Origin of the sequence: Ruminococcus turbiniformis, from assembly GCF_020687545.1 — a bacterium.
Classification (GTDB): Bacteria; Bacillota; Clostridia; order Lachnospirales; family Lachnospiraceae; genus Mediterraneibacter; species Mediterraneibacter turbiniformis.
This window is the reverse complement of sequence record NZ_JAJEQX010000026.1, coordinates 1-13537: the sequence shown is the minus strand read 5'-3', so window position 1 is coordinate 13537 and position 13537 is coordinate 1. Positions and strand designations below refer to the sequence as shown.

10 protein-coding genes are annotated in these 13537 nt (G+C 47.6%); 1 reads left to right on the top strand and 9 read right to left on the bottom strand.

Annotated features, from left to right (window positions below):
• Positions 1 to 6: 6 nt before the first annotated feature.
• Positions 7 to 1056, bottom strand: coding sequence for an Rpn family recombination-promoting nuclease/putative transposase (locus tag LKD70_RS13235; RefSeq protein WP_227708439.1), 1050 nt, complete (start codon positions 1054 to 1056; stop codon positions 7 to 9).
• A gap of 309 nt (positions 1057 to 1365) precedes the next feature.
• Between LKD70_RS13235 and LKD70_RS13230 the strand changes: the two genes are divergently transcribed.
• Positions 1366 to 2301: a hypothetical protein gene (locus LKD70_RS13230; protein WP_227708438.1), complete on the top strand. Its 936-nt coding sequence runs from the start codon at positions 1366 to 1368 to the stop codon at positions 2299 to 2301.
• 139 nt (positions 2302 to 2440) lie between these two features.
• Here LKD70_RS13230 and LKD70_RS13225 read toward each other — a convergent pair whose 3' ends face one another.
• From LKD70_RS13225 to LKD70_RS13190, 8 genes are all read right to left on the bottom strand, one after another.
• The gene (locus tag LKD70_RS13225) at positions 2441 to 3766 is read right to left on the bottom strand and encodes an enolase C-terminal domain-like protein (RefSeq protein WP_227708437.1); all 1326 of its coding nucleotides are present in this window, start codon (positions 3764 to 3766) and stop codon (positions 2441 to 2443) included.
• 87 nt (positions 3767 to 3853) lie between these two features.
• Positions 3854 to 5374: a galactarate dehydratase gene (garD, locus tag LKD70_RS13220; protein ID WP_227708436.1), complete on the bottom strand. Its 1521-nt coding sequence runs from the start codon at positions 5372 to 5374 to the stop codon at positions 3854 to 3856.
• Positions 5375 to 5381: 7 nt separating this feature from the next.
• Entirely contained in the window at positions 5382 to 6296 is a 915-nt protein-coding gene (locus LKD70_RS13215; protein WP_227708435.1) for a dihydrodipicolinate synthase family protein, read from the bottom strand.
• A 15-nt stretch (positions 6297 to 6311) separates the two neighbouring features.
• Positions 6312 to 7712 (bottom strand): GntP family permease, encoded by a 1401-nt coding sequence (locus LKD70_RS13210; protein ID WP_227708434.1) that lies wholly within the window; start codon positions 7710 to 7712, stop codon positions 6312 to 6314.
• Between the two features lie 33 nt (positions 7713 to 7745).
• Positions 7746 to 8633: a 2-hydroxy-3-oxopropionate reductase gene (gene garR, locus LKD70_RS13205; RefSeq protein WP_227708433.1), complete on the bottom strand. Its 888-nt coding sequence runs from the start codon at positions 8631 to 8633 to the stop codon at positions 7746 to 7748.
• Positions 8634 to 9112: 479 nt separating this feature from the next.
• On the bottom strand, positions 9113 to 11032 hold the full coding sequence (locus LKD70_RS13200; protein ID WP_227708432.1) for a PrpR N-terminal domain-containing protein: 1920 nt from the start codon (positions 11030 to 11032) through the stop codon (positions 9113 to 9115).
• Between the two features lie 124 nt (positions 11033 to 11156).
• Positions 11157 to 12605: an MATE family efflux transporter gene (locus LKD70_RS13195; RefSeq protein WP_407690971.1), complete on the bottom strand. Its 1449-nt coding sequence runs from the start codon at positions 12603 to 12605 to the stop codon at positions 11157 to 11159.
• Positions 12605 to 13051, bottom strand: a complete 447-nt coding sequence (locus tag LKD70_RS13190; RefSeq protein ID WP_227708430.1) for a MarR family winged helix-turn-helix transcriptional regulator — start codon at positions 13049 to 13051, stop codon at positions 12605 to 12607. The genes LKD70_RS13195 and LKD70_RS13190 overlap by 1 nt, the downstream gene beginning before the upstream one ends.
• Positions 13052 to 13537 lie beyond the last annotated feature (486 nt).

The following is a 13537-nucleotide window of genomic DNA, read 5'->3' as shown; positions in this document are numbered from 1 at the left end:
TTCCAACTATCCTTTTCTTTCGGAAATTGTGTCCATTTCCGTTATAAACATTTCCACACTCTCTGCCTTTATCGCAGCTCTGAACCACCGGTCCAGAATCTCAAGATTCCGTTCCCCGGAAATTCTTTCCTTTATCTCATCCGGCACAGATCCCCTGTGCTCCAGAAGCTCCAGAAGGGCTTCCGCTTTTCCCTCTGCTCTGCCTTCCGCTATGCCCTCAATTCTGCTGATTTTTCGGGCCTCCTGCACATCATATGCTTCAAAATTTTCAAACAGCATTGTAAAATTCCTCCGCTCTATCTGGTCTGTGAAAGATTCCACCTCATCTTTAGGAACATTCATTCTTAAGAGCAAAACAGAAATGATTTTTCCGATCAGCTTGAGAACGGATTCCGGTGAATTCCTGCTGATATTTTCGAAATATTCATCCGGTATCTCTTTCAGCTTCTGAAAATCCGCGGCACTGCGCAGTTTATCAATCAGCATAATCAGGGAAAGTTCATCCTTTTTATCAATCAGTTCCTCATTGGAATACTTCGATAAAGGTACTACAAGATAATTAAAATCAGGAATAAATTCCTCTAATATGTCTGAAAGATATACTCTGTTTCTGAAATTCGTATCTGCAGTCCATCTTCCGGCACCGTCATAAAATACAACCGGAAGCACAGGAGGGTAGCGAAAAGCTTTCAGCTTTGTCACACCCTTATGGAGCTTTTCCTGTTCTTCCGTGTAATCTGTAAGTATATATACGATATACCTCAGAATGCGGAAGGCCATATCGTAATCCACCTTTGACTGATGTTCGATCATTGTAATCAAATATAATGTATCTGATCCGTCGTTTCCGTTGATATGAATTTTCTTCACTGAATCAGAGTCCCTGTTTTCCTGCCACATCCACAGAAATCGTTCTGAAATGTCTTCAATATCTTCCGGCTGGATATCTTTTAAAATTTCCAGATTTGTATATCCCCTCAGAAATTGTGCACAGAGAACCGGATTGTCAAAAATCAGTTTTGCTCCGCTGTCTTTCAGCTTTGTGTTCTGAATCACATAATTTGAAGTTTCCTGTTACTTTTTTGCCTTTGTTCCATTTGCATCGTCTTTCATGTAATCTCCTTTCACATGTGAGAATACATAAGAGACAAATTACACTGTCATTGTAGCAACAGGAGACACGAAATACAAGACAGTTTGCCCCTTTAATATCCTCTGTTAACAGTTATCGCTCCATTAAAGTCTGAATTTCCCGGCCGAACGGCCATGAATTTCTTGTTCCGCCCTCCTACACTGTGGTAAGATGATATCAGGTATGAATTTTTCTGATAGCGAAGAGTATGACACCAAAAAGGGGGCATGACTATGGGAAGAGGCGGAGGTTCACATGGGGGAGGCGGCCATTTCGGAGGAAGATCCTTCGGCGGCAGAAGCGGCGGCTTTGGCGGAGGTTTCAGAGGCGGCGGCAGAGGCCCGGGCGGCCCCGGTTTCGGCGGCCCGGGATTTGGAGGCCCTCCGCCGGGCGGTCCGCACAGATGGGGCGGTCCGGTATTTCACGGCGGATGGGGCTGGAGACGTCCGGGAGGAGGCTTCGGCTGCGGAGGATGTTCAACTGTTATCGTTATTCTTGTTGTCATCCTGTTCTTTTTCAACCGTTTTCTTCCCGTCATTACCTCAGACACCGGATCTGATGTACAGCAGTCACGAACGGAGAGAACTGCCGTCACTGGCACTGTCACATACGCGGACTGGTATCTCGACGAAATGGGCTTTATCGATCACGACACCGAGCTGACAGACGGACTGAAATATTTTTACTCTCAGACCGGCATCCAGCCGTATGTCATGCTTCTCGACTACGACCCTTCCATATGGATCAACGGGGAATGGAACGAGACAGCGGCAGAGGAGTATCTGGCCCAGATATATTTCGACACATTTTCAGACAACGGGCATATGATTCTGGCATATTTCGCATGTGAGAATGATTCTGAAGATATGGACGGCACATTTTATATCTACTACGGATCGGCCGCCTATTCCATCATGGATAATGAGGCAGAAACGATCTTCTGGAGCTATTTTGACATGAATTACAACAACCTGGATCTGACAATCGGACAGTTTATCGGGGAGACATTCCGGGAGACCGCGGACAATATCATGCATATTGAAAATAGCAGCGGCAGTTCACTGATGACTGCGGCCGCGGTATTCGCTGTCATATGCGTCGCGGTAATCATTGTCGGGATTGTCGTTGCGAAAAGATCCGGCAGACGTCAGGATTCCGGACAGGAATAAGCACGGACAGGGATAGAAGAGAAAAGCATACCGCACAGGAGATATTTCAGATATTTTCCTGTGCAGTATGCCTTTTTTGTACTGTACGGCGATTCAAAATCCGGGCCCCCGGCGAACGCCGCACAGGCTTTTCATCGGATTATCTTACAAGGCACGGTTTTTTCGGATTGAATTTCCATCCGGGAATCAGATACTGCATAACAACGGAATCATCTCTTCCTCCCAGACAGTTTTCCCGGTACAGTTCATTTGCCTTTTTAATCTGTTCCATATCCGCTTCGATTCCAAGTCCCGGCTTTTTCGGAACTTCCACACAGCCGTCCCTGATCTGCAGAGGCTCCTTCGTAAGCCGCTCGATTCCCTCCTGCCAGATCCAGTGCGTATCCAGAGCGTTATATTCTCCGGGAACAGCCGCGCCAACCTGAGTAAACATGGCCAGTGAGATATCGAAGTGGTTATTGGAATGTGAGCCCCATGTGTACCCGAAGTCATGGCACATCTGCGCAACTCTTACCGAGCCGCTCATCGTCCAGAAATGCGGGTCCGCAAGGATGATATCTACCGCCTGGGACTCCAGCGAGTGCCCTACTTCCCTCCAGTCCGTTGCGATCATATTTGTCGCTGTCGGGAAACCTGTTCTTCTCCGGAATTCACTCATAATCTCCCTGCCCGAATATACGCCCTCTGCGCCGCACGGATCTTCACAATATGTAAGAATCCCCTTCATGCCTTTTACATACTCAACAGCTTCTTCAAGAAGCCAGCCTCCGTTCGGATCAAGATCAATCCTCGCATCCGGAAATTCCTTTTTCAGGGCACGGATCACATCCATCTCTTCATTTCCCGGAAGCACTCCGCCTTTGAGCTTAAAATCCTGGAATCCGTACTTCTCATGTGTCGCCTTCGCAAATGCCACGATCTTATCGGCCGTCAGCGCTTCCTCGTGCCGTATCCTGTACCACTCGCAGTCGGCGTCCGGTTCTTCATCATACGGAAGATCTGTCTTTTTCCTGTCCCCTACAAAAAAGAGATACCCAAGCATTCTTACCCGGTCACGCTGCTGCCCGTCTCCCAGAAGTTCACACACGGGAACGCCGAGCATCTTGCCGAGCAGATCGAGACACGGCGCTTCAATGGCGGTGAGCACATGAACTCCCGTTCTCAGGTCGAATGTCTGATTTCCTCTCACATCTTCCTCACCTTTTGAATCCAGGTATTTTTTCACCTTCAGCAAAGTGCTTTTATACTCCGCCAGATTCGTACCTTCCACAATCGCTTTGCACTCTTCCAGCGCATTCGTGATCTTTGTTCCTCCCGGGACCTCTCCCACGCCGGTGTCTCCGTTATCCGCATGGAGAATTACGATATTCCTTGTGAAAAACGGCGCGTGCGCACCGCTTAAATTTAATTCCATACAGTCTTTGCCCGCTACGGGATAGACCTCCATTTTCACTATTTTTCTCATCTCAGTATATTCCCTTTCTAATAATAATGCCGCACGGCTCCCCTTTTAACCTTTTTGAGACTCCCTGTTTTCCCTTGTAACATTCACTCAGGTGATAGGAGCTGGATTAAAGATACACATATCATTATGGAATCCGTACTGATCACTGTACGGTTCTTTCACACCGTTCGCGACATCCAGAATCATATCAAAAATTTCCCCGCCCACATCGGCGATCGACTTTTCTCCTGTCGCCACATCGCCCGCCGATATGTCGATAAGGTCAAACCAGTGGTCTTTCATCTCATTCCGGCTGCACACCTTAATTACCGGGCTGATATCCAGTCCGTAAGGCGTTCCCCTTCCGGTCATAAACACCTGCAGACCGATTCCGCTGGCCACCTGACACGGGCCGCACACAATATCGCTGGCCGGAGTAGCGGCATAAATCAGGCCGTGCTTCGTCGGCTTCTGAGCCGGGGAAAGCACCTCCACAATCGGGCTTGTTCCGCTCTTTGCAATGCTTCCCATTGCTTTTTCCACAATATTCGCAAGACCGCCTTTTTTATTTCCCGGCGTAGGATTCGCGTCACGGTCCACTCCGCCTTCTTCCAGATAGTTGTCGTACCAGCGCATTTCCTCGGCCAGCCTGTCGCGGGTATACGCGTCCCGGCACCGGGCCGCCAGCATATGCACGCCGTCGCGCACTTCCGTCACCTCGCTGAACATCACCGTCGCCCCGCCGCGCACAAGCATGTCAGCTGCGTATCCCGCGCTCGGATTAGCCGAAACTCCGGAAAAGGCATCGCTTCCGCCGCACTGCATACCGACGACGAGTTCACTTAAGGGAAGCTCTTTTCTTGTACGCCGGTTCAGTTTTTCCAGTTTCTTTTCCGCCATATTCATTATCGCGTCCATCATTGCGTCATGCCCCGCATAATCCTGAAGCGTCAGCACGTTTTCCGGAGTGATATCTTCCGGAGGAAGCACTCTGTCATAAGTAAGTTTCTCACATCCGAGGCCTACCACCATGATCTCACCGCCAAAATTCGGATGCCTGATCACATTGGTAATCGCGCGGATCGGGATATATGCCAGAGGCGCGTTGATTGCGACCCCGCATCCATAGGGATGTGTCACGGCCACAACGCCGTCCACATTCGGATATTTGGGAAGCAGTTCTTTTTTAATCCGTTCCACGGCCACCTTTAATACTCCTGCCGCGCACTGTACCGTTGTCACAATACCAAGAAGATTTCTCGTCCCGGCAGGCCCTGTCTCATTTGGATACCCCATCCATGTCGTGCGGGCAGGCAGCGGAAGCTGATCGTTCTCCACTATATTCGTCCCGTATTCCATATCGTCAAGCGATGGGCTTTCGGGAAGGTGGAGCATATGCTCGTTGATCCAGTCGCCTTTCCGGATCGGCTGTTTCGCGTAGCCAAGCACGACTCCGTACCGGATGACCTCTCCGTTTTCCGGGATATCGCAGAGCGCGATCTTATGTGCCTGGGGAATATCCTGGTTTGCCGTCAGACCTTCCTCCACCTGTGTACCGGCCGCGATATCCTTCACAGCAATGGCAACATTATCCTGTTCTTTTATTTTTACATAGAGCTTTTTACTCATAAGATACTCACTTTCTTCTTTCTCTGATCAGTCCTGCGGTTTTCATTTCTGTCCTGATTCTGTCAAGAACCGGCCCTTCCGGGGTCGGAAGATTCGGAGTATAGGGTACCCCGACATCCAGCCCTCTTAAATTCGCCATATCCTTTGCGGCAACCGGAAAGCTTGCCCCATCCATGGACAGCCTGACCGGATTTAATTTAAACTGGGCCTCAAGCGCTCCCGCAATATCTCCTGCCATATATTTATTGTAAATATCCGTAATCAGCTCCGGCATAAAATTCCCTGCTGTACAGACTCCGCCCACTGCTCCGTGGCAGAGAGACGCGTATAAAAGAGTATCCTTTCCTCCGAAAACCTTAAAGTCCACATCTCTTGTGCGCCGTATAAATTCCGCGGTCTGAGTCATATCTCCGCTTGTATCCTTCATACCGACAATGTTTTCCACCTCGTGAGCCAGTCTTTCCACAAGATTTCCCGACATCGTATATCCGACTCTTCCGGGATTGTTGTAAAGCAGCATCGGTGTATCCGGAACCGCCTCCGCAATCGTTTTAAAATGGAGGAACAGTTCGCTCTCCGTCGGTTTCAGGAACATGGGCTGAAGTACGGAGATTCCGCTGGCTCCATTTTCCACTGCCATTTTCGCCAGCCGGACACATTTTTTTGTACTGATAGCGCCGATACCGAAATAAACAGGAACCCGTCCCGAGGTCTGGCTGACAATGATTTTCAGCCCCCGTTCCATCTCGTCTTCTTCAACGACATAGAACTCTCCGTTGCTCCCGAAGGCGAGTATACCCGAAAGTCCTCCTTCGATGACGTAATCCACCTGCGCGCGCAGCCTTTTTTCATCAATAGATTCATTTTCATCTACAGGAGTGATAATCGGAACAATCACACCTTTTATAAAATCTGTATTCATCCGTCTTTCCTCCTATCAGTGCATTACCATCGATACTATCAGCAGCTCCACAATACCTACTCCTGCCATAATCATTGAAATTGCTGTTTTACAGCGAATCTGATCTTTGAGCTCCGGAACGCCAAACATACCATTCCATACCCAGAACCCGCTGTCGTTAAAGTAAGAGAAGGAAATTGCCCCTACGCAGCAGGATACCGCCATAAGCAGCGGACTTACCGAGATGCTTCCCATCAGAGACGCCGAAAGAGTTGCCGCTGTAGTGATCGCAACTGTCGCCGAACCCAGGGCAATGCGCATAAGCGCTGCGATGAGGAACGGGATCAGGATTGCCGGAAGCGGGAAGTTCATAACAACTTCTCCAAGGGCATCCCCGATACCGCTGACTTTAATAACATTTCCAAGCGATCCGCCTGCTCCGGTAATAAGCATGATAATTCCGGTGCTCTTAATAGAATCATCCATAATATTAAGGACTTTCTTTGTATCCGCTTTCGCCATCAGCCCGTACACGGCAATCAGCGTGCCTGCCGCAAGAGCAATGACCGGTTCCCCGATGAAGGATACAACCGGGATGTCAATTCCGAGAAGGCTTAACACTGTATTCATGAGAATCAGGATAAGCGGAACGATAATAGGCGCGATAGAAGCCCACAGCCCCGGAAGCTCTTTTTCGCCGATCAGCCTGTCCAGTTCTTCCATGGATTTAATATATTCCGGTCTGAACTCTTTTCTTTCGAATCCGCCATCCTCTGTCGGCACCTGATAAATCTTCTTTCCGATATACTGGCAGTAAAACACCGCGACAATCAGCATCGGAATTGAGATCAGCGCGCCGCAGATTATCATCTGCCCTACGTCCACGCCCAGCATACTTGCCGCAGTTGTGGGGCCGGGAGTCGGCGGTACAAGGCAGTGTGTCAGCTGCAGTCCTGCCGCCATGGCAAGAGCCAGCCCCACAAGAGATTTTCCCGTCACTCTTGACATTGCTTTACACAGCGGCGCAAAGATGACGATTGCCGAATCGGCAAATACAGGAATCGCGATAAACCACCCTGTAATCGCAAGAGCCCATTCCTCTTTTTTCTTTCCGACAGCTTTGATAAACGAATATGCCATTCTTTCCGCCGCGCCTGATTTTTCAAGGATACCGCCCATCATAACGCCAAGTCCGATAATAATTCCGGTACTCGACAGCGTATTTCCAAAGCCGTTCTCTATGGCAGTGACAAGCCCTGTAATCGTGCTTCCGTCTTCCGCGGTGGCATCAACCAGAGGCATGCCGCCGATAATTCCCGTTATGCACGCCGCCACAAGCAGCGCGATAAATGTATGTACTTTGGTCTTGGACACAAGGATGATCATGACAATGATTCCCAGAAGCAGACCAAGCATCATCTGTGTAGATTCGCTCATTCCATTACCCTCCTACCGCAGTTTTTCAACCTCTTATTCCTTTTCAACTGATACATTCGAAATTTTCTCGTAATATTTCACGATCGCACTGTGATCCTCTTTTGCGCATCCATCATTCTTCAGTGCCTGCATAATCTCCATCACCTGAGCCGTCATAGGAAGGGAAGTGTCCGTAGCATGCGCTGCGTTCAGAGCGTTTGTAAGATCCTTGATGTGAAGCTCAATACGGAATCCCGGCTTAAAATCATGTGCCATCATCATAGGAGCTTTCGCATCCAGGACTGTGGAACCCGCAAGACCTCCGCGGATTGCCTGATATACAAGCTCTGGATCTGCGCCGTTTTTCACCGCCAGGGTAAGAGCTTCGGAAACAGCGGCGATGTTCACTGCCACGATAACCTGGTTTGCCAGCTTCGCCACATTTCCGGATCCGAGAGGCCCGACATAAACGACTGAACCCGCCATTGCCATTAAAAGATCATAAAAGCGGTCAAATGTTTCCTTCGCGCCTCCCACCATCACAGAGATTGTTCCGTCGATGGCTTTAGGCTCTCCGCCGCTTACCGGAGCGTCCATCAGCTCAATCCCCTTCTTTGCAAGTTCAGCACCGATTGCCTTTGACTGTACCGGATCAATAGAACTCATATCGATCACTACGGTTCCCTCTTTTGCCCCGTCGATAATTCCGTTTTCTCCGAGACATACTTCTCTTACATGAGGAGAATTCGGGAGCATTGTTATAATCACCTGACACCTGGAAGCCACCTCTGCCGCAGTTTCCGCAGTCTCTGCGCCGCACTCTGCAAGCTCGTCCATTGCCGCGCGTTCTTTATTATTAACTACCAGCTCATATCCTGCTTTAATCAGGTTTTTGCTCATGGGTTTTCCCATAATTCCCAGTCCGATAAATCCGATCTTCATTTCACATTCCTCCATTTTCCAGTTACTCTGGTTTAGCTTGTTATTCCGCCCAAATACGTTCAGGCAGTTTGGAAAGTACGCTGTGCACTGCGTCTATAATGCTATTTTAAAAATCTGCGCTCTAAAATTCTATTGACGTAAATAACAAGCTGTATCTTTCATTTTTATACCTTCTGCACGATCTTTCAAAATATGATATTTTTATTGCAATTATAGTCAATATCATTTCATTTTCATTTTTCAATTCTATTCGGATTTGTCGTATGGAATAATTTGTAACTTTTTTGAAATGCTTCATTCATTTATTGAAATGTTTTAAATGATTGCCAAATAAGAGATTTGATTTTTAGAAAATTTAATGCTTGACACAGCAGCCTTATGAGGACGGCAGCATGACCGGCAGGAAACGCTATGAGCTGCTCCGGCGTCAGACCGCTCTGGCGCCGGTTCCTATTACAAAAAAGGAGCGTCTTTTTTACTTATCTGCTGTCATAGCTTGCTTCTATCCCGAACTTCTTCATTCTCCTCCACAAAGTCGTTGTGCTGATCCCCATCTCCTGCGCTACAAGGCTCCTGTTTCCGTTATGCTTTTTCAAAAGCGCGGAGAGGTCTGCCGCCTCCTTCGAGTTATACACTACAATCTTTTCTTCGCCTTTCACTCTCCTCACGAGCGGATACAGGCTGCCGAACAGATTCTGAATCTCTGTCTCGCTTACGCTTCGCTTTTCTGTTTCAAGGACAAGACGCTCACAAAAGGAGCGGATCTGTACAAGATTTCCTTCCCACGGAAAACTGAGCAGTCTGTCCCTCCCGCCTTTTGTCAGCTTGAGATATTTGTTGTATTTCCGGCAGTTTTCCTGAATACACTGATCGATGCACTCCTCCAGATCCTCTGCCCGCTCTCTGAGAGGCGGGATTTCCAGCGTCAGTCCCTGAAGGAAATAGAAAAGTTCCCTGTTAAACTTCTCCTCTTCCGCCAGTAATTTCAGATTTTTATGTGTACAGACAATAATTCTGACATCCAGATTTTCTACGGACAGATAATCCGTTTTTTCCATATACCCCGGCCGGAAGATTCTGTAAATCATGTACTGCACACGGGGATTCAAGTGTTCAATGCCATTGATCAGGACAGTTCCATGGCTGGCCAGGGTAAACGCCCCTTTTATGTTTATTTCAGCTTTAATTTCCCCCGGTTCCCCGCCGAACAGAGCCTCCATCTGACGGCTGTATTCCAGCCCCCGTACATTGACGCTGACAAACGGGCCTGTCCGCCGCACGCTGTTATTATGGATAGCCTCGGCAACAGCAGCATACTCTGTTCCGATCTCTCCGTATATCATCACCGGAGAATCTGAAAGCGCATATTTTCTGGCTTTGTCCAGGATCTCCTGCATCCGGCGGTTTTTTGTCCGGATATCACGGAATGTCTTCTGGGCTGTAAATCCCTGCAGATACACTTCCTGCATTTCCTTTTTTCCGCTTCTCGCAAAATCCTCCATTCTCTGGAGAGAAATAATCGCGCCGGATATCTGATCGTCATACCGGATTGAAGCCGCGAGCAGAATCCAGGACTTTCCCTGAAACTGGAGCGATGTAGAGTAATTTTCCCGTTTTCCCGAAAGTATATCCCCGAATATTTCTCCCTCAAACCACGGAAATACTTCTTTAAATTCAAGCCCTTCCACTTCCTCCGCGGTTTTTCCGATCAGGTTTTCCACCAGCCGGTTCAATGTGATAATCTTTCCCTCAGCGTCCACCTTGACAATACCATGAAACGCTGTATCAAGGACAGTCTCAAACTGAGCCTTTGTCTCTTTCTCCGTTTCCGTCGCGGAAGACATGCGCTCCGCGATCTGCAGAGCCTCAAGAACAGACTCTTCCGTCGACTCATACGGGAGAACAGGAAACCCTGCCATCTGTGCCTCACGGCAGACGATTTCACCCCCGATTATAAGCTCAGCGCCAAGCCCCTTCATCTCTTCTATTACACCCGGAACCTCATCATTTTGTTCAATGCTGCGAATATGCAGCTTTACATTAAAGAGTTCCTCCATGTGTGACATGTTGCAGAGCATATTGCTGAAAACAATAAGGCCTACAACAGGACACTCTTTCTTTAGTATCGCTTTTGCTCTTTTTAACAGCAGGCCGATTTCCTGTGCATGGAAACGCATTTCCACGAGCGGGATGTTTGTATAATCTTTAATCAGTTTTGCCTGGAAACCTCTCGCTATAATGATGCGCGCGCCGGACTTAATCGCCATCCGCGCTTCATTCACGGCATCTTCAGTTTGTATAACCTTTTTGTACTCAATATTATAGTTATGTTCTTCTATCACTTTTTCAGCGACCTGAAGTATACTTTCATAAGGAACTAAAAGAGCAATCTTTGTCATATCTGATGTTCTCCCTGTGTATATGGTTCTTTTCTTCATAACAAAGCAAACAGACGGAATCTGAATTAATTATAGAAATCCTTTCACAGAAAAGTCAAGATATTCCTCCCGCTTTGTCTCTGCCTTATGCCGCTTTGACAGTCTTATCAATTTTTTTCAGCGTTTTCTTAAACTGTACCGTAAATAGGATTGCTGTAAACGTCACAGCCAGCAGATCCGCGATCGGCTCCGCGACATAAACAGCCAAAGCCTGGTCAGATGTTATGATATGCGGCATAATATAGATCAGCGGAATTAAAAGTACAAACTTTCTCATCACGGCAACAACAATTGACTCCACCGCTTTTCCCAGCGCGTTAAACGTCATCTGGCAGGCAATCTGGATACCGAACAGGAACATAGACGCCATATAGATTCTCAGTGCGGTTCTTGTATATTCCATCAGCGCGGCGTCTGTTGTAAACATGGCTGCAAATCCACCCGGAAACAGCATGACCAGCACCCACAGGGCGATCGAGTATGTCATGCTGGCTTTGAGCAGCAGCATAAATGCCGACCTCACTCTTCCGGAGTCTCCTGCGCCGTAGCAGTAGCTGATAATCGGCTGCGCGCCCTGTCCAAGGCCCTGAAGCGGGAGCATTGCAAACTGCATGACACTTGTCAGGATCGTCATTGCTCCAACCGCAATATCACCGCCGTAATTCTGCAGAGAACTGTTAAAGCATACGGAGATCACACTCTCGCTGGCCTGCATGATAAATGTGGCAGTGCCAAGCGCAAGGCAGGGGAAGATAATCTTCGGCGCCAGTCTGAGATTCTTCTTTCTGATCTTCAGGAAAGTCTTCTTTCCGCAGAGGAATCTGACTACCCAGATGCAGGAAAGCGCCTGTGAGATGATCGTCGCCAGGGCCGCGCCCCGGACATCCATGTTAAATCCGAAAATGAAGACCGGATCCAGAATGATATTGGACACTGCCCCGATCAGCACGGAAAGCATACCGGTCTTTGCAAATCCCTGCGCAGTGATAAACGCGTTCATTCCAAGAGTAATCTCAACAAAGATCGTTCCAAGAGCGTAGATGTTCATATAGTTTACGCCATATCCGATTGTGTTCTCACTTGCTCCGAACGCCATGAGAAAATCCCGGTTCCATATCAGAAGCACAACTGTGAGAATAACAGAAATCAAAACCTGAACCACAAAACAGTTTCCCAGAATTTTTTCTGCCGTGTCCTTGTCTTTTTTTCCCATGAAAATCGACGCTCTGGGAGCTCCGCCGTACCCGACCAGCGCCGCAAACGCGGAAACAATCATAATCAGCGGCATACAGACTCCCACTCCGGTCAGAGCCGTCGCTCCGATATCCGGAATATGCCCGATATAGATTCTGTCAACAATATTGTAAAGCATGTTGATCAGCTGTGCCGCCACTGTCGGCAGCGCCAGTTTAAGAAGCAGCTTTCCGAGTGGCTCGGTTCTCAGAAACTCCTTATCGTCGCTTTCCGTTCCTGTATTGACGCCGGCATCCGCGCCGCTGCCGGTTTCAATCTGGTCTTTATCTGTCTTTTCCATCATCTTCCCCTCCTTTCAAGCTCTCTTAACGTATTGTCAAACATTCTTTGGAAAAATCTTGTATGCTCTTCCAGTTCCTCTTTCGTAAAGCCTTCCAGGACAGTATTTAAAAACTCTCTTCTTACATCGTCTATCATCTCTGTCACCGGCTTCGCCTCCGGTTTCAGTTTCAGGTGAATCCGTCTCCGGTCTTCCGTATCCGGCATCCGCTCCAGAAGTGATTTCCGGATCAGAGACTCCACAGCTTTTGATACCGCTCCTTTTGAAAGCCCTCTAAGCTCCACGATATCCGCCGCTGTGTCTTTGCCCGGATTATTCTGAAGAAAACTGATAACATCAGCCTCAATAGTCGTAAGGTCATGTTCTGTACAAACCTTTTTCAGCATCTTGTCATATAATCGGATCAGACTCCGCAGCCCCATCCACATCTCTGTACTTTTTACCATAAATATTGTCCCTCCGAACATTTTTTGTAAAATAGTTTTTATATAAACAGTTTTTATATAAACCGTTTCCATAAAAACATTATAGCGGTTCGAATCGTGAAGTCAAGAATTGTGAACAAAAATTCACAGAATTACAGATTGATTCCTGATACAATACTTGCTTTGTCAGAATCTCTCAACCGTATAGCATAAGCAAAAAGCCTTTCTTATAGTCAAAAAACTCGCCGATTTCATAACCGAGACTGTTACTGCCAAAAGATTTGTTAACAGTTTTATAAAAAGTTAATAAAAAAGAAGACTACGCTTTTAACATAATCTTCTCTAAAAGGTTTGGGGCATCAATAGCTTAACTTAATGATATGATGTCGGGGTCAAAAGCCTTAGAAATAGAATCTTGAAAATTTAATATTTTACAGTAAATGCAAGCTTTTTTGCCTTTCACGAGTTATACTAAAAATAGTTTTTGAAAGGTGGTATGCTTCATGT

Excerpts from the sequence above, each read along its gene's own strand:
- LKD70_RS13230 (WP_227708438.1), top strand. The coding sequence starts at position 1,366 with ATGGGAAGAGGCGGAGGTTCACATGGGGGAGGCGGCCATTTCGGAGGA.
- LKD70_RS13225 (WP_227708437.1), bottom strand. The coding sequence starts at position 3,766 with ATGAGAAAAATAGTGAAAATGGAGGTCTATCCCGTAGCGGGCAAAGAC.
- garD (WP_227708436.1), bottom strand. The coding sequence starts at position 5,374 with ATGAGTAAAAAGCTCTATGTAAAAATAAAAGAACAGGATAATGTTGCC.
- LKD70_RS13215 (WP_227708435.1), bottom strand. The coding sequence starts at position 6,296 with ATGAATACAGATTTTATAAAAGGTGTGATTGTTCCGATTATCACTCCT.
- LKD70_RS13210 (WP_227708434.1), bottom strand. The coding sequence starts at position 7,712 with ATGAGCGAATCTACACAGATGATGCTTGGTCTGCTTCTGGGAATCATT.
- garR (WP_227708433.1), bottom strand. The coding sequence starts at position 8,633 with ATGAAGATCGGATTTATCGGACTGGGAATTATGGGAAAACCCATGAGC.
- LKD70_RS13200 (WP_227708432.1), bottom strand. The coding sequence starts at position 11,032 with ATGACAAAGATTGCTCTTTTAGTTCCTTATGAAAGTATACTTCAGGTC.
- LKD70_RS13195 (WP_407690971.1), bottom strand. The coding sequence starts at position 12,605 with ATGGAAAAGACAGATAAAGACCAGATTGAAACCGGCAGCGGCGCGGAT.
- LKD70_RS13190 (WP_227708430.1), bottom strand. The coding sequence starts at position 13,051 with ATGGTAAAAAGTACAGAGATGTGGATGGGGCTGCGGAGTCTGATCCGA.